This is a genomic window from Buttiauxella gaviniae (genome assembly GCF_040786275.1).
GTDB classification, from domain to species: domain Bacteria; phylum Pseudomonadota; class Gammaproteobacteria; order Enterobacterales; family Enterobacteriaceae; genus Buttiauxella; species Buttiauxella gaviniae_A.
On sequence record NZ_JBFMVT010000002.1, the window covers coordinates 1 to 15,342 of the forward strand.

At 49.4% G+C, this 15,342-nt stretch carries 12 protein-coding genes; 3 read left to right on the top strand and 9 right to left on the bottom strand.

Annotation, left to right across the window (positions count from 1 at the left end; all coding sequences use genetic code 11):
- Nucleotides 1-138: 138 nt before the first annotated feature.
- The 4 genes from AB1E22_RS00655 to AB1E22_RS00670 form a co-directional block, all read right to left on the bottom strand.
- A complete protein-coding gene (locus AB1E22_RS00655) occupies nt 139-300 on the bottom strand; it encodes a hypothetical protein (RefSeq protein WP_367593603.1) in 162 nt (53 codons plus the stop codon).
- Nucleotides 301-481: 181 nt separating this feature from the next.
- Nucleotides 482-982, bottom strand: a complete 501-nt coding sequence (locus AB1E22_RS00660) for a GlcG/HbpS family heme-binding protein (protein ID WP_367593604.1) — start codon at nt 980-982, stop codon at nt 482-484.
- Nucleotides 983-1,083: 101 nt separating this feature from the next.
- Nucleotides 1,084-1,698 (bottom strand): response regulator transcription factor, encoded by a 615-nt coding sequence (locus tag AB1E22_RS00665; protein WP_367593605.1) that lies wholly within the window; start codon nt 1,696-1,698, stop codon nt 1,084-1,086.
- Nucleotides 1,698-3,020, bottom strand: coding sequence for a sensor histidine kinase (locus tag AB1E22_RS00670; RefSeq protein ID WP_367593606.1), 1,323 nt, complete (start codon nt 3,018-3,020; stop codon nt 1,698-1,700). The genes AB1E22_RS00665 and AB1E22_RS00670 overlap by 1 nt, the downstream gene beginning before the upstream one ends.
- Before the next feature lie 313 nt (nt 3,021-3,333).
- Here AB1E22_RS00670 and AB1E22_RS00675 point away from each other — a divergent pair, with 313 nt between their 5' ends.
- The 3 genes from AB1E22_RS00675 to AB1E22_RS00685 all read left to right on the top strand — a co-directional run bounded on the left by AB1E22_RS00675 (nt 3,334) and on the right by AB1E22_RS00685 (nt 4,845).
- Nucleotides 3,334-3,699, top strand: a complete 366-nt coding sequence (locus AB1E22_RS00675) for a type II toxin-antitoxin system RelE/ParE family toxin (RefSeq protein ID WP_367597291.1) — start codon at nt 3,334-3,336, stop codon at nt 3,697-3,699.
- Nucleotides 3,699-3,989, top strand: a complete 291-nt coding sequence (gene nadS, locus AB1E22_RS00680) for a NadS family protein (protein WP_367593607.1) — start codon at nt 3,699-3,701, stop codon at nt 3,987-3,989. The genes AB1E22_RS00675 and nadS overlap by 1 nt, the downstream gene beginning before the upstream one ends.
- 424 nt (nt 3,990-4,413) lie before the next feature.
- Nucleotides 4,414-4,845 (top strand): hypothetical protein, encoded by a 432-nt coding sequence (locus AB1E22_RS00685; RefSeq protein WP_367593608.1) that lies wholly within the window; start codon nt 4,414-4,416, stop codon nt 4,843-4,845.
- Nucleotides 4,846-4,894: 49 nt separating this feature from the next.
- On the opposite strand, the gene AB1E22_RS00690 is transcribed toward AB1E22_RS00685, so the two are convergent.
- The 5 genes from AB1E22_RS00690 to ydiJ form a co-directional block, all read right to left on the bottom strand.
- The gene (locus AB1E22_RS00690; RefSeq protein ID WP_367593609.1) at nt 4,895-6,319 is read right to left on the bottom strand and encodes a restriction endonuclease subunit S; all 1,425 of its coding nucleotides are present in this window, start codon (nt 6,317-6,319) and stop codon (nt 4,895-4,897) included.
- On the bottom strand, nt 6,319-7,923 hold the full coding sequence (locus tag AB1E22_RS00695) for an N-6 DNA methylase (protein ID WP_367593610.1): 1,605 nt from the start codon (nt 7,921-7,923) through the stop codon (nt 6,319-6,321). The genes AB1E22_RS00690 and AB1E22_RS00695 overlap by 1 nt, the downstream gene beginning before the upstream one ends.
- A gap of 78 nt (nt 7,924-8,001) precedes the next feature.
- The gene (gene hsdR / locus AB1E22_RS00700) at nt 8,002-11,526 is read right to left on the bottom strand and encodes a type I restriction-modification system endonuclease (protein WP_367593611.1); all 3,525 of its coding nucleotides are present in this window, start codon (nt 11,524-11,526) and stop codon (nt 8,002-8,004) included.
- Nucleotides 11,527-11,687: 161 nt separating this feature from the next.
- Nucleotides 11,688-12,098: a 1,4-dihydroxy-2-naphthoyl-CoA hydrolase gene (gene menI, locus AB1E22_RS00705; protein ID WP_367593612.1), complete on the bottom strand. Its 411-nt coding sequence runs from the start codon at nt 12,096-12,098 to the stop codon at nt 11,688-11,690.
- Nucleotides 12,095-15,151 (bottom strand): D-2-hydroxyglutarate dehydrogenase YdiJ, encoded by a 3,057-nt coding sequence (gene ydiJ / locus AB1E22_RS00710; RefSeq protein WP_367593613.1) that lies wholly within the window; start codon nt 15,149-15,151, stop codon nt 12,095-12,097. Before ydiJ ends, menI begins: the two co-directional genes overlap by 4 nt.
- Nucleotides 15,152-15,342 lie beyond the last annotated feature (191 nt).

Consider the following 15,342-nt stretch of genomic DNA (forward strand, 5'->3'; position numbering starts at 1 on the left):
TGGCTGAGTAAGTTTAGGTGTAAATATCTGAGGCATGAAAATATCTGGTAAGGCATGCCCACAGTTCATTGAATTTAATTTCGCCAATAACCATATACAAATGAAGGATATTTAATTCACCATTGCAGTTGGTAAGCCTTAATACCCTGCAGCTTTGTTAGCCGCTTTTATACGATTATCTCTGGCGTCTTTTTGGTTTTTATCAGTCGCCTGCATGATTCCACCAGCGGCCTCCACCCAGTCACTCGCTGTACACCCGGATAATATCAGGCTCAACATAAGCGCGAAAATAGACTTCATTTTAATTCCCTAATTTCCCATCAATGTATAAAAAACGTCCGTGTAATACTCAGAGTATTTGACGCTCAATATTTTATTTTGACAAAAAATTTTAACATGGGCAAAGGGGAATATTTTCACTGTTGCTTTTAGCCGTCACGTTGCAGGTGAAAATATGCCTGCAACGTGACGAAAATCTTTATCAGGATGCGTTGAGGACTGCTTTATTCGCCTCAAGAGCATCAACCGCACATTGCTGATCCAAATGACCGCCCGGCGCACCGCCAATACCAATTGCGCCGATAGTCTGATTATCGACTTTAACCGGTACCCCACCCCCTAATAGCAGGAAGCCTGGAATGTCACGCATATTCTGCGCACCGGCGTTATCCTGCGCACTCTTCATAACGTCGCCAGTGGCATTTCTGGTGGTCAGAGCGGTATACGCTTTCATACGGCTGGCTTCAACGGTATGAGGGCCTGCGTTATCCATGCGTTTTACTATTTTCACAACGCCTGCACGGTCCACAACGGTTACCGCAACATTGTAGTTTTTGGCGCTACAAGCCTGAATGGCGCTTTGAGCGAGCTTATCGGCAAACTCCAGTGAGAGATTTTTTTCAGTCAACACGCTGCTGGCAAAAGCGGGCATTGCTACGGCGCTACTGAATAAGGCTGCCGCTAACAAGATGGATTTTTTCATGGTTTCTTCCCTCAACTCGGAGTGTTTAATTTACAGGAGTTACGGTAATCAACTATTGAAGACGAAACTATTCGGGCGAATACCTGGTAAACCAGGTAATTTTACGTAGTCCCTTTAAGACCGCCATAGATTTTAATCAGCTTAGCTAGCGAGTTAATTTCCAGCCTGGCAAATAAACTGGCGCGATGCGCTTCGACAGTTCGTGGCGACAACGAAAGATCTCGCGCCATCTCTTTGTTGGATTTTCCCTGAATAATCAGCGCCATGACTTCCTGTTCGCGGGCTGAAAGTGTTGCCAGTTTCGCCTGTAAATCAGCCTGGCTTTCCCGTTGTTGCTGGCTCTCTTTTTGCTGTTCCAGGGCGGCACCCACCGTTTCAAGCAGCAAATCGGCGTCGATGGGTTTGGTCAGAAACTCAAAGGCTCCGTTCTTAAATGCCCGACGGCAAAGATCGATACTACCGTGTCCCGTCATCATGATAACCGGCAAGGTACTGCCCATTTGCTGCCAGTTTTCCAGCAGCGTAATGCCCGATTTTCCCGGCATCCGAATATCCAGCAGCAAGCAGCCGTTCAGGCTTTGCAAATCAGGTTCAGATTCCTGAAAGCGTTGCACGCTATCGTAGGTTTGCGTCTCCCAGCCCATCGTTGCCAGCAGCGCACTTAACGAAAAGCGTATTGCTTCGTCATCGTCAATAAGATAGATACGTTGCCCCATTACGCCCCCTTTTGAGTAAGTGGGAAAATCACCGTAAAACATGCGCCTCCGGCGGCACTGTTTTCAGCCTGAATGCTGCCATTAAGCCGCTGAACTAAGGTTTCGGTCAGCGCCATTCCAAGCCCAAGCCCCTCTTTGCGGGTCGTGAAGAAAGGCATAAAAACTTGCTCCAGCGCCTGTTCGCTCAGCCCTGGGCCGCCATCCGTTACCGTCAAAATGATACTGTTTGCGGTTTCGCTAGCATTGATCTCGACCCAGGCTTTCCCCTGCGCTATTTGCTGCTGCGCCTGAATCGCATTATTGAGCAGGTTATGGAATATCTGCTCAATCCCCAACGGAGAGGCTATCAGCGGTGGCAGTGTTTCAGGAGTGTGATTAATCACTGTGACTTTACCGCGCTCAATTTCATTTCCTAAAAGTATCACCACACGGTCCCAAACCTCCCGCAGGTTAACTGGCTGTAAGGGCTGCTCCTCGCTATTCAATTTTTCCCGGAACGCCAGCAACAGCGCGCTGATTCGTTTTGTTTGCATAACTGAAGCATCAAGCAACGGTTGTGCTTTTTCGGCCTGCTGATGGGCAATAAGCCGTTGTGCCGTTTGTGAATAACTGAGAATAGCGGTGAGCGGCTGATTTAGCTCATGCACCATCCCCGCCGCTATCTCACCCATCGCATTCAGGCGCGCCAGCTCTGAAAAGTGAGCGCGTAAATCGGCGATATTGCGCTGGCGTTTGGTCATCTGATATTGAGTATAAAAGTAGATTGCCGCCGCCCAGAAGCCGCCCACCAGGACCAGCATTAACCAGGGCAAGCCTCGCCAGTCAGGATTATTGGTTACCGCAAGATTGAGTGGTTGAGAAGGACTTGCCACCTCTTTCTCCCAGCGCCACCAATCCCCTTTCCCTTCAGCGCCCTGAGTCAGAAGCGGTGTACCTCGCCAGCTTAAACTAAAGTGGCGAAATTTCTGCGTACGGACGAAATCAGCCAACAAGGTAGGTAAATCAATGAGTAAAGAACCTTGCGGTGAATTTATCCAGTACGTTCCGGCTCGTGCGGGATTAATGTCCGGGCGCGGCGGTTCATGAGGCTTAGTTTGCCAACGTAAAATATAGGGGAACTTTTGCTGCACAACCGCCGGGTCGCTGCTGTTAGAAAGCAGCGCGAGAATGACATCGTTTTGCGAAAGCTTAACCGTGATATCACGATACAGAATCCGAAACTCCGCGCTTTGTTCCTCATACTGCTGATTCAACGCGTAGAAAACCACACCGCCGCCAGACAGCACGGTAAGGGTCAGCCAGATGAGTACCTTTTTGAACATTGAGTCCCTATTCTTATCTTTCACCGCCAGGATTTACCCAGCCAGATTCACGCTTGTTTTCCAAACGTTAGCAGAAATGCCTTCGTTCGTCTCACCCGCCATGATGCATATAAAGATGAAAATGAATTATTTGCGAGGCGCTTTCCACAAACCTTTTAAGCACATTTTTTTACAGTGCCGATAAATTTAAAGTCACCCGTGCAAATTGATACGGTATCCAAATCAACACCAAACTTCGTACTGTGTACGAAAAAAAACGATTGACACTCGCACACAGTACGATTAAAAATAGACCGCAAGGACAACGCGCATGATGGAATATTTTGAGTTTGTCGAAACGCCAACATTTGTCAGGCAGCGCGAAGGTTTGCTGGATGATGACACCTTCCAACAGCTTCAGGAGTATTTGATCAGGCAACATGTGGTCGGCGACACAATAAGGAACACCGGGGGCTGCAAGAAACTCAGATGGAATCGCCCCGGTACAGGAAAACGTGGCGGCGTGCGGGTTATCTATTACGCAGTGACTTCCAAAGGCCGGCTTTATCTGCTGACGATTTACGCAAAAAACGTCAAGGACGATATGACGGAAGCGGAAAAAGCCGTATTCAAGCGGTTAACGGAACATCTGGATCAGGCATTATCAATTCTTCATCACGAAGATTTAAGGACAACATGATGGATAAGCAACTTTTCGAAGAACTTGTGCAAAGCATGGAAGAGATGGTGGCTATTGAAAAAGGCGAAATGCAGCCAGCACGAGTCCATCGCCACGCAATTCCCAATGTAAAAGCTTTACGTGAAACCAGCGGTTTAAAACAAGAAGAGTTCGCCCAGGCGGTTGGCGTGAGCCCCTCTCTGGTACAAAGCTGGGAACAAAAGCGTCGAATTCCTTCCGGGCCATCACTCAAAATATTACTGATGCTGGAGCATAATCCGGCGGTGATTAATGTGCTGCTGGCGCTTTAATGTATTTACCAATCATTCTTCATGATTATTATTCGGCGCACATTGATTAGTTCCAGACGGCTATTTTTCAGTAATTGCAATAATTGAAAGTATTTTGCGAGCGGCTTTCAAAGTGAAGAAAGCTACTCTTTTTTGGTAATGGGTTAGCAATATATTTTATACGCACCTGCAAAATCAGGTGCCAGGATTGGCGTCCTGAATCTTAGTAGAGACACATGCATTTAATTCTTATGCATGTTTAGCTCCATTACTTCATAGCGATCGGGTTATACTCGCGTTGCAAGTAGTAATGGTGAGCTGGATGGGGGCATCATGAGATGCGCCGATGTCTGCTAAGGTCGGTACGCCAACCCTATCCAGCCCACCACCAGCGAACTTGGCGTTTCCTGCGGTGGTTTTAAAACGCTTAGCAGAGAACATCCGTATGAAATCTTTATTTTCGAATCCAGTAGTAATCAGCACCAAAAATCTCGACATTATCGATCTCGCCGAACGCTGCGAATTATTAGCCGATATACTGATTGATAGCGAAACCCCAGCCGAATGCAAAGTGCTTTGCCAACATCTTTATGCCCATCTGGATGCGTTAAAAGAGAATCTTGATAAACCATTGTCTACCGCACTTATCGAGCAATTATCTGTCAATCATCCATCAGAATTCCCCGCTTCCCAGGTGTTTGCGGATTCCGATGATTTATGTGATTACAGCCAGGCGCTAACGCACGTGCTTATCTGCCATGCGTTATCACGACAAACGTCACAGCTAATCAGCGGGCTGTTGATGAGGCTGGTCAATACTCTGGTAGATGATTTGAAAACGCCGCGATTCTTGCGGACTCAGGTTCAAATGGCGTAGCAGTCACTCGAGCAAAGCTCTCTGCCAGGCAGAGAGCTTTCAGCCAAAGTCACACCTTCTTCTTAGGTTTCTTCGTTTGCGCCGCACGTTCCGCTTTGATTCTTTCCAGTAAAGCAGCGGCGCTGTTTTCCCCGCTGATTAAATCCGGATTGTCTTTGCGCCACTGTTCGGTCAATTCACCGCGAAACGCTTTAGCCAGAATCGACTGAGTAAGGTTATTGACGCGCTTTTGTGCTTCAGCCACCTGCTTTTCGATATTGTCGGCCCAGGCAAACAGTTTTTCGACTCGTCTAAGAATTTCTTTCTGCTCAAATTCACCTGGTAATACCACAATTAGATTTTTTAGATCTTTAGGAGATAAATTTGGCTGGAGCGTTTCTGACAACTTATCTGAAACTTGAACTTTGAAATAATCAGACTGGAATAGTACTTCAAAAAAATATTTCTCAGTAGAATTGGAGAAACTAAATTTACACACTCGTTGATTTAAAACCCCCACGGGTTGTCCCTCAGGGTATCTACATACTTTTAATGTATCATTAGTTATTGGTCGCGTCAGAGCCATTAAGACATCACCAGGTTTTATTTGATATCGTTCAAATTGCGTGAGATATGGCAACGGAAGGAACTGTTGATTTTTTATTTCAAAATCCCCATATTGTACATTCGATATTTTTATTACTGGCACGCCATCAGAGTCGTTAAACTCCGTACTTTTAAATGCATTCCCTGATATAATACTACATGAATCACTCAAGACTTTAACTTTCCAATTAGTAGAGAAACTCGTCGAAATATTATATTTTGAAAGATTGAGATTCACACTATGATAAGTATGACTACCCCTCCAGTCAGCAGTTAATCTGCCACTCACCGCAGCACTCAGCACCGCCTGACGGAAACGTTTTAGGCTTTGCGGGATTTGATCGAGACGGGTTTTGATACTGTCGACTAGGGCTATAATAACATCGAGCTTAGCCGTAATAACTTTCTGCTCCTCGTAAGGAGCGAAAGGGATAACCAGCGACTCAATTGCTTTACCAGATATATTTGGCTGCGCCCCACCATAAGCAATTTTTAATATATCACTTGATAAATATGATAATAAATAATTTCTGTATGTAATGTTTCCATATTTTTCAGCGCAGAACATCAGCTTACCGACACGTTGATTTTGAAGTGCAGGGATTTTGTCTATAAATAGACCAAGTTTTCCTGTCGTTGCACCTGACATTGCAATCAACAAATCACCCTTTATAATTTCGAACCCAACTGGTGCATTTTGGACATGGACAGCTTTTTCCGATGTTGCAACACTACCATCCAGATCTGATATTCTTATCACCGGATAGGTAGTGTCACTGGGCAGCACATAATCATTGCTTTTAAAAGCGAACCCGTTTTTCAAATACAAATATTCGCCTAAATCCGTAGCCACCCACCCATCAGGCAAATTCCCAAATGCCTCAGCCATCACTTCCCTTCCCCCAACAGCTCATCCAACAGCACTTTCTGCGCATCGGCTTCGTCGCCTGCGCCCAGCTCGCGCATTAGCGCGTCCAGCTCACCGATTGCCTGCACCAGCTCGCTCATCGCTTCTGCGGCTAAAACGCCCGGTTCTGGCAGGTTGGCGGCATCTACGCTGCTGTCATCTTTCAGCCAGGAGATATCCAGTGAATCGCCTTTAGTATCGCGGATCCAGTCGCGAGTAAACTTGCGCCAGCGGCTGGTGGCAAGTTTGTCGGTAACGTCTTTGTTTTCTTCGCTGTCTGGCGCTTCAATCTCTGCGGCGTTAAAGCTCCATTCGCCTTCTTCGCGCGGGCTTTTCTCATAGACGCTTTCAAACGGTTGCAGATGTTTTTCGGTAAACGGTGTGCGTTTACCAAAGCTCGGCATATTGGTACGCAGGTCGTAAACCCAGACGTTTTCGGTGCAGTTTTCGCTCTGTAATTTGTCGGTGGCGCTGCCTTTGGTGAAGAAGAGCACGTTGGTTTTCACGCCCTGGGCGTAAAAAATGCCGGTTGGCAAACGCAGGATGGTGTGCAGGTTGCATTTGTTCATCAAGTCGCGGCGCACGCTGGTGCCAACGCCCGCTTCAAACAGCACGTTATCCGGCAGCACGACGGCGGCGCGGCCACCCGGTTTCAGGTTGCGGTAAATGTGCTGTAGGAAAGCCAGTTGTTTGTTGCTGGTGGAATACGTCAGGTCGTCGCGCGTGATGCTCGCTTCCCCGCCTTTTGACGTACCGAACGGTGGGTTCGCGAGGATGATATCCGCGCGCGGTAAGCTGGTGCCCGCCATTCCCAACGCGTTGCCCTGGTGCACCACGCCTTCGTCGTCCCCTTCCATGCCGTGCAGTAAACAGTTCATCAGCGCAAGGCGGCGGGTAGATGGCACCAGTTCCACACCGACATAAGCTTTATTTTTCTGGAAGGCTTTGTCTTTGGCCGACAAATCATAAAGATCGTCGGTTTGTTCTTTGATGTACTGATCGGCAGCAATCAGGAAACCCGCCGTCCCGGCAGCCGGATCCTGAATCACTTCGCCAGGCTGTGGCTTAATGCAGCGCACCATGCTGTTGATTAACGCACGTGGGGTAAAGTACTGGCCCGCACCGGATTTCGTTTCCCCGGCGTTCTTCTCCAGCAGGCCTTCGTACAAATCACCCAGCCCGTCTTTCTGGGCGCTAAACCAGTCAATCTGGTCAAGGGTGCGGATCATTTGTTCCAGGTGGCGCGGCTCACGCAGGCGGGTTTGTGCATCGGCGTAAATGGCACTGATGAGCGGGTCGGCATGGACCCGATTATCTTCGGCGTCTTTGCCGGTTGAGAGGGCAAACAGAATTTTTTTGTAATCGTTCAGTAATGCTACGCCCGATTTGCCATTCAGATCGGTCCAACGGCAGCCTTCCGGCAGCGTGTGTTTATCCAGCGTTTCCGCTTCGGTATTTTCATGCACCATTTTGATAAACAGCAGCATGACCAGTTCGCCGACATAATCGCTGTAGTTGATGCCGTCGTCGCGCAGCACATCACACAGGTTCCAAAGCTTTTGTACGATATCGTTATTGTTGCTCATTTTTCGTCCTGAATTAGCCTTCTGCAAACGCAGAAGGCTAAATATGAATGGAAATCTTGGGGCGGGAGTTTAGCAGAATCAGGCGCTTTTTTGTGGCCAGATTGCCTCGTTTAGATCATCGAGTACGCTATCAAGCTGGTCTTCCAGAATTTTGTTCAATTGCTTCGCGCCGCCATCGTCGGCAAAGCACTGGTTGACGAACTGCTTGTCAATAATCACTTCGTGCACCAGTTGTTTTGCCAGCCGGTCTAACCATTTACGCTGTGGCTTTGTCCACGCGTGGCTGGCGTAAATTTCATTCATCGCCAGGGAAACGCGTTGTTCAAACGGCACCAGCGGTTCCCCCAGCGCAGCACGGCGGATATGGCCAATAATGCTGGCGGCGATATCCTGATTAGTCTGGTTGCGTACGGCAGTTTGCAGTTTCGCTTCGGAGTAGCCCGCTTCATCCAGTAGCAAACGAATTTCTTTAAGTTGCTCACGTGTCAGGTCACGCGGTTTATTCACCACGACCGATAAGGCAATTGACTGGTTTACCTGCTGGTGAATAAATTCGTTAAAGCTGTCCAGGTAATCTTCCGGGCGGCTATGCACGCCATAACTTTGGCTGCGTTCTTGCAACTCATCGTAATGGTTGGAGATAACCGGGCGATACAGGCTCCCCGCAATGTGTTTAACGTCTTCCAGTTGTGCCAGCAAGCCGCTGTGTTTACGCAAAAATTCAGAGGCCTGGCGTGGACCAATGGTATGCAGATGTTGGTGCAGGTTCTTCGGTTCAACGCCCCATAATTCGTGTAACTCTTCCAGCTTTTCTTGCAGCTCTGGATTGGTTTCTGCTTTCTTCTGCGCTTTACGCAACACGCGCATGAGCTTCTGGCTGAGTTCACTCAGCACTACGTCGGCCTGGCTGTCATCGCCATTTTCACCAGGGCTAACGAGTGCTTTTGCCAACAGTTCTGGGTCTGAAAGTTCCCCGACCAGTTGATCAAGGGTGATGTTGGGATCTTTAACCAGAGGCTGCATGGTGTTGACGTCACTCAACGCCTCGTAGATATCAACCGGATCGTAAATGCGGAAGACCGTTTTACCGATGTCATCGCAGCGGCGTGTAGCGCGGCCAATCATCTGTTCGTATAAAATGCGTGATTTCACGCGGCGCATAAACACCAGGTTGCAGATGGTGGGTACGTCTATACCAGTGCTGAGCAGGTCAACCGTAATGGCGATATTAGGGTAGCGTTCGTTTTTGTAGAGCTTGATTAGCGTGTCGACTTTATCGCTTTTACCGGTGATTTTTTCGACTGCGGCCTGGTTGTAGTTGTCATATGCTTGCTGGAATTCTTCGTCCAACAGGCGTTTTACCATGTCGGCATGCTTGTCGGTAGCACAGAAAATCAGCGTCTTTTCCTCACCAAACGGGTCAAGTTCTTTAACCAACTGCTGGCAAATGACGCGGTTGAAGTTTTCACTGATGACCTTGCGGTTAAAAGCATCAACTTCAAAATCCAGTTCATCTTCAAGTTCATCAACTTCAACTTCGCCGGTGTGAACGTTAATGGCGTGTACTTCGCTGCCTTTATCAAAATGAATGCCGTTTTGCGTCAACAAAGTTTGATAACGAATAGGCGGCTCATGGTCGATAAGCCAGTCGTCCGCAACGGCTTCGCGGTAGGAATAGACATAAACCGGCTTACCAAAAATTTCACTGGTGTGTTTAGCTGGGGTCGCCGTCAGGCCGATTTTTACCGCATCAAAATAGTCCAGCACACGGCGGTAGCTGGAAAGATATTGGCTGGCATCACGGGTGGCTAATTCGCCCTCTGTCATTTCCTGGTCAAGCGTATAACCCCGGTGCGCTTCATCAATAATTATGCAGTCGTACTGATCAACGGGCGGAGGGTTATCCGAAGCGAAAATGCGGCTAACCATGGCTTGTACCGTAGCAACCTGAACTCGGGTTTCTACTTCCGGAGCCATATCCCCCATTTCCGCAATGTTGTAGCTTTGCGCAAGCGTGAGGGTTTGCTCCAGCGGCGCTTCTTTAAATGCGTCAGTCGCCTGGTTGCCAAGTGATGTACGGTCAACAAGGAAAAGAATACGCTGGAAACGTTCAGTTTTAAGGAAGCGATAGATCAAGCCAATGATTGTTCGCGTTTTCCCTGTTCCCGTTGCCATTGCCAGAAGCGCGGTACGAATGTTACGAGAGAGCGTATTCTCCACCGCAATAATGGCTTTTTCCTGGTAATCACGCAGATGCAAATAGCCGAAAGCTTCTTGCTGGAGTTTTTGTTCAGCTTTTTCTTTGCTGCGTTTTAATTTGTCTAACAGACCGTCTGGCGTATGAAACTGCTGGAGTGCCCGGCGGATATTGTTGTGCTCACGGACATCGCGAAACCAAGTGCCGGATTGTTCAGCGAGTTGTGGTACATACGCCCTTCCGTTACAGGAATAAACAAACGGTACGTGATAATGGCCGTCTGATTCATCTGCCCAGGCCACACTTCGACCCGCCAGCTCCCATGCCCCTATAATCGGTGCGGCCAATTTAAAACCTTTGCTGTAGCGCTCTGCCTGGGGTATTTTCCCCGCAACATCTTCGTTTTCTTTTTTGGCTTCAACTACCGCCATTGGTGTCAGGCCACGGAATAACACGTAATCCGCTCGCCCTTTTTTACCTTTGTATTCCGTTGGCCATTCGGCAATCGCTTTATCAACGTTCTTTTCCGGGCGGGCACCTTTTGCCCATGTCGACTCTTTACTATCTGCGGTCCAGCCTGCTTCCGTAAGTTTTTGATCAATGAGCAGACGAGTTAATTCTTCGTTCAGGGAGATATATTTGCTGGCAAGCTGAGTTTTCTTCGAAACTTGCTGTTTCTGTTCGTTCGCCTGTTTCTCATCCTTGGCCGCTAGCTGCTCCTGAAGCACCTTCAGCTTCGCTTCGTATTCCTGCTGAAGCTGCAACAGTTGCTCTTCTTGCTGCTTAGATGCGGTTGCCAGCGTTTTAGACTCATTTTCCATCTCATAAGCCAGCGCTTCATAATCTGCTTTCTCTTTTGCTAACAGTTCCTGAAGTTGTTGGCTGGAATCTAACTGAACATTAGCTGTATTGAGTTCACTTTTTAAGTTGTCAATTTCGGTCTGAAGCTCTCTGAGCTGCATACTTGGATCGGCAGGAGGATTAAAGGGGCCAGGCTTAAAGGCTGTGCCTTGTTTACCAAAAGACTGGTGGAACCAGATAGCCAATGCGCGCGCAATTTTTAAACCTTCCAGCGCTTCTTTATGTTTTGTTCTGAACTGGTGTGTGGCTTTATTACCTTCAACCCGTAGCGTATGGAATAAATCCTTTACCATCGGCTCAAATTTTAATTCTCGTTGCAGGCGGAAAAGCAGATCCGCCTGAGAAAGCTGCTCATCAAATTCAATCCCCGCCAGAGCAGCAATATGTTGCGCTAGAGCTTCACCCAACTGACGTAGCTTGATTAACGTTGTATTTGGATCGCTGGGAAAGATGTTTTCTGCCGCAGAAGCTATTTGCACAAAAAGAGGATCATGCTCGGCAAGAAAATTGAAATTCGCCGAAACGGCATTAGGTATTGATTTCAAAGCACAACTCCCTTGATGAAAAACAAAGAAAATACGCTGCAACGGAAGGAAAGAATAGGTGAAGCAAAGGAAATCATACTGTTAAGCGAACGCATATCAAGTGATATGCGTCAACTCATTAGCTATTGATGATATGAATTATTGAATTGTGACGTTTACGGTTAAACCACCGCCGTCGTCAGCCGTGAAGTACAACAAAGCCTTCCCTGCTCGTCGCTGATTTCTATTTGCCACACCTGATGGCGACGGCCAACGTGCACCGCGGTACACACGCCACGCACGATGCCTTCGCGGGCTGAACGTAGATGGTTAGCGTTGACTTCAAGGCCGACAATTTTCTGCTCGCCTTCGGTACACAAATAGCCCGCTACCGAACCGAGTGTTTCCGCCAGCACGACGGACGCTCCGCCGTGCAACAGGCCAAACGGCTGACGAGTGCGATTATCCACCGGCATGGTGGCTTCGAGCTCATTGTCGCTAATGCGGGTAAACACAATCCCGACATGCTCGACCATATTGTCAGCGCCCATTTTATTGAGCGCTTCAAGACTCACTTCACGGCGCCAGATCATCCCAGAATCTCCAGTAGTGCCTGTAGCGGATGGCGAACACCGTTGCCTTCAACGCGTTTGACCTGGCTGCGGCAGGAATAACCGGTTGCGAGGCAGCGTTGACGTGGCAGGCGCTGCATTGCCTGATGCCATGAAAGCTCATATATCCCGAGCGAGTTCGCATGGTTTTTCACTTCATGCCCGTAGGTTCCCGCCATGCCGCAACAGCCGACGCTGACGTTTTCCAGTTTTGCGCCAAAGCGTGCAAAAATTGCGGCCCACTGGTTCGGTGCAGTCGGCAGCGCGGTCACTTCCGTACAGTGACCGAACAGATACCAGGATTCGCCGCCAACGGTTGCCGGTTCGTGTTTTTCCAGTACCGCAGGCAACCATTCATGCACCAGTTGCACGTGGAAATCACCGCGATCTTCACCCAGCGTTTGCTTGTACTCGTCGCGATAACAGAGCACCAGCGCCGGGTCGACGCCCACCATCGGCATGCCTAGTTTCGCGATACGGTTCAGGAACTCAGAAGTTTTACGCGCGGTGCGGGCAAACTTTTGCAGGAAGCCTTTGATGTGCTGCGCTTTGCCGTTCGGTGAGAATGGCAATACAACCGGATCCAGCCCAAGTTTTTCAACCAGTTTCACAAAATCAGCCACCACTTGCGCATCGTAGTAACTGGTAAACGGATCCTGCACCACCAGCACCGTTTTTGCCCGCTGTTCTGGGCTGTAACGCTCAAGCTGCTCAAGCGTGGTGTTCGCAGAAGTATGCCCGACCAACTGTTGCTGTAACGACGGCGTGGAAAGCATCGGCAGATCAATCATGCCGATATGTCTGGCAGAAAGATTGCGCACCCACGGCTGGCTCATAAAGAAGTTAAAGGTTTTTGGCGCGCGAGCCATTAACGGGGCGTAACTTTCGACGGTAGCCACCAGATGGTCGCGCATCGGGCGCAAATAACGCGTGTGATAGAGCTGTAAGAAGCGCGAGCGGAATTCCGGCACGTCGATTTTGATCGGGCATTGCGTGGAACAGGCTTTGCACGCCAGGCAACCGGACATCGCCTCTTTCACTTCATGTGAGAAATCGTACTCGCCTTTGCGGGCATGCCAGGAATTACGGCTACGTTCGATAAGCGTGCGTAAACTGGCACGTTTTTCAGGGAGCTGTTTTTCAAGCGCGTCCGGGTCAACGCCACGATCCGCCAGCAGACGCAGCCATTCACGTGTCAATGTCGCGCGCCCTTTCGGAGAATGAATGCGGTTGCTTGTGATTTTCATCGACGGGCACATCGGGCTTTTCACATCGAAGTTAAAGCACAAGCCGTTGCCATTACACTCCATCGCCCCGCGCCAGGATGTACGCACGGCAATCGGAATTTGGCGATCAAACGTGCCGCGCTTAACCGCATCGACCTGCATCATCGGGTCGTCAACGCCGAGCGGCGGGCAAATTTTGCCTGGGTTGAGACGGTTATCCGGGTCAAATACCGCTTTAATACGGCGCAGTTCTTCGTACAGCGTTTCGCCAAAGAATGCCGGGCTGTATTCGGCGCGGAAACCTTTCCCGTGCTCGCCCCACAGCAGGCCGCCGTATTTTGCGGTGAGCGCAACCACATCGTCAGAAATGCGTTTCATCAGCACTTCCTGATGAGGGTCGGTCATATCCAGCGCCGGGCGCACGTGCAATACGCCCGCATCAACGTGACCAAACATGCCGTAACTCAGGTTATGGCTATCAAGCAGAGCGCGGAATTCGGTGATGTAATCCGCCAGATGATGCGGGGGTACGCAGGTATCTTCTGCGAAGGGAATCGGCTTCGCCTGCCCTTTTGCATTGCCCAACAGGCCAACCGCTTTTTTACGCATATTATAGATGCGTTCAATGCCTGCCAGTTCGCTGCAAACCTGCCAGCCGATAACGCCTCCCTCTCCCTGAGCCATCAATGAATCCAGGCGTTCACACAGGTCAGCAACCTGGCCTTCGATAAGCTCTAGATCGTCACCCGCAAATTCCACGATGTTCAGGCCAAGCATCTCTTTGCCGGGCACATCGGTGATTAATTCACTCACTGAATGCCACACGATGTCTTCCCGCGCCAGGTTCAGGACTTTCGAATCAACGGTTTCAACCGAAAGCGCCCGCGCTTCCACCATAAATGGCGCGTTACGCAGCGCGGAGTCGAAAGAGTCATATTTGATGTTCACCAGGCGGCGCACTTTCGGCAGGCGCGTGATGTCCAGCTTCGCCTCGGTGATAAACGCCAGCGTGCCTTCTGAGCCACAAAGAATGCGCGTCAGGTCAAATTTTGAGAGGTCGTCATTAAAGACGTGGCGCAGATCGTAGCCGGTCAGGAAGCGGTTCAGTTTTGGGAATTTGTCGATAATCAGCGGGCGCTGTTCGCGGCAGCGCTCAAGCACAGTGTGATAAATTTTCCCGATTGGGCTTTCATCGCGCCCCAAATCTTCAGCGAGCATTGTCGCCATTGGGTGAGTGTCGAGAATATCCCCGCCAAGCAATACCGCGCGCACGCCCATCACATGATCAGACGTTTTACCGTAAACCAACGAGCCTTGCCCGGAGGCATCGGTGTTAATCATGCCGCCGAGCGTTGCGCGGTTGCTGGTGGAAAGTTCAGGCGCGAAGAAATAACCGTAAGGTTTCAGATATTGATTGAGCTGATCTTTAATCACGCCCGCTTCCACTCGCACCCATCCCTGCTCGGGATTGATTTCGATGATGCGGTTCATATAGCGTGACATGTCGACCACAATGCCTTTATTGAGCGACTGGCCGTTGGTGCCAGTGCCGCCGCCGCGCGGGGTAAAGACCAGCGATTTAAAGCGTTCTTCCGAGGCAAGCCGCGCAAGTAGCGCGACATCGGCTGTGGAACGTGGGAACAGCACTGCATCCGGCAACAGTTGATAAATACTATTGTCGGTGGCCATTGTCAGCCTGTCAGCGTAGCTGGTGGCGGTATCGCCGGTAAAACCCTGTTGTTCCAGTGCCTGCAAAAAATTGAGCACCAATTGAACAAGACCTGGTGCCTGAGAAATTTGTGGGATCATTGACTTTCCGACCCTGCCTGACGTTGTATACCCATTATCCTTCAGGCTGCAGAGGTGTTGGCTGCAACTCGAATGCTAAAGGGTAAAAGAGTTGTGAGTTATCGTTTGCGTTTGCTTCCATTTATTTTTTAACACATTTTATTCAGACATTCCTGCCTGTTTTGCACCTGTCAAAAATCAAGGAAATACAT

Excerpts from the sequence above, each read along its gene's own strand:
- AB1E22_RS00655 (WP_367593603.1), bottom strand. The coding sequence starts at position 300 with ATGAAGTCTATTTTCGCGCTTATGTTGAGCCTGATATTATCCGGGTGT.
- AB1E22_RS00660 (WP_367593604.1), bottom strand. The coding sequence starts at position 982 with ATGAAAAAATCCATCTTGTTAGCGGCAGCCTTATTCAGTAGCGCCGTA.
- AB1E22_RS00665 (WP_367593605.1), bottom strand. The coding sequence starts at position 1,698 with ATGGGGCAACGTATCTATCTTATTGACGATGACGAAGCAATACGCTTT.
- AB1E22_RS00670 (WP_367593606.1), bottom strand. The coding sequence starts at position 3,020 with ATGTTCAAAAAGGTACTCATCTGGCTGACCCTTACCGTGCTGTCTGGC.
- AB1E22_RS00675 (WP_367597291.1), top strand. The coding sequence starts at position 3,334 with ATGGAATATTTTGAGTTTGTCGAAACGCCAACATTTGTCAGGCAGCGC.
- nadS (WP_367593607.1), top strand. The coding sequence starts at position 3,699 with ATGGATAAGCAACTTTTCGAAGAACTTGTGCAAAGCATGGAAGAGATG.
- AB1E22_RS00685 (WP_367593608.1), top strand. The coding sequence starts at position 4,414 with ATGAAATCTTTATTTTCGAATCCAGTAGTAATCAGCACCAAAAATCTC.
- AB1E22_RS00690 (WP_367593609.1), bottom strand. The coding sequence starts at position 6,319 with ATGGCTGAGGCATTTGGGAATTTGCCTGATGGGTGGGTGGCTACGGAT.
- AB1E22_RS00695 (WP_367593610.1), bottom strand. The coding sequence starts at position 7,923 with ATGAGCAACAATAACGATATCGTACAAAAGCTTTGGAACCTGTGTGAT.
- menI (WP_367593612.1), bottom strand. The coding sequence starts at position 12,098 with ATGATCTGGCGCCGTGAAGTGAGTCTTGAAGCGCTCAATAAAATGGGC.
- ydiJ (WP_367593613.1), bottom strand. The coding sequence starts at position 15,151 with ATGATCCCACAAATTTCTCAGGCACCAGGTCTTGTTCAATTGGTGCTC.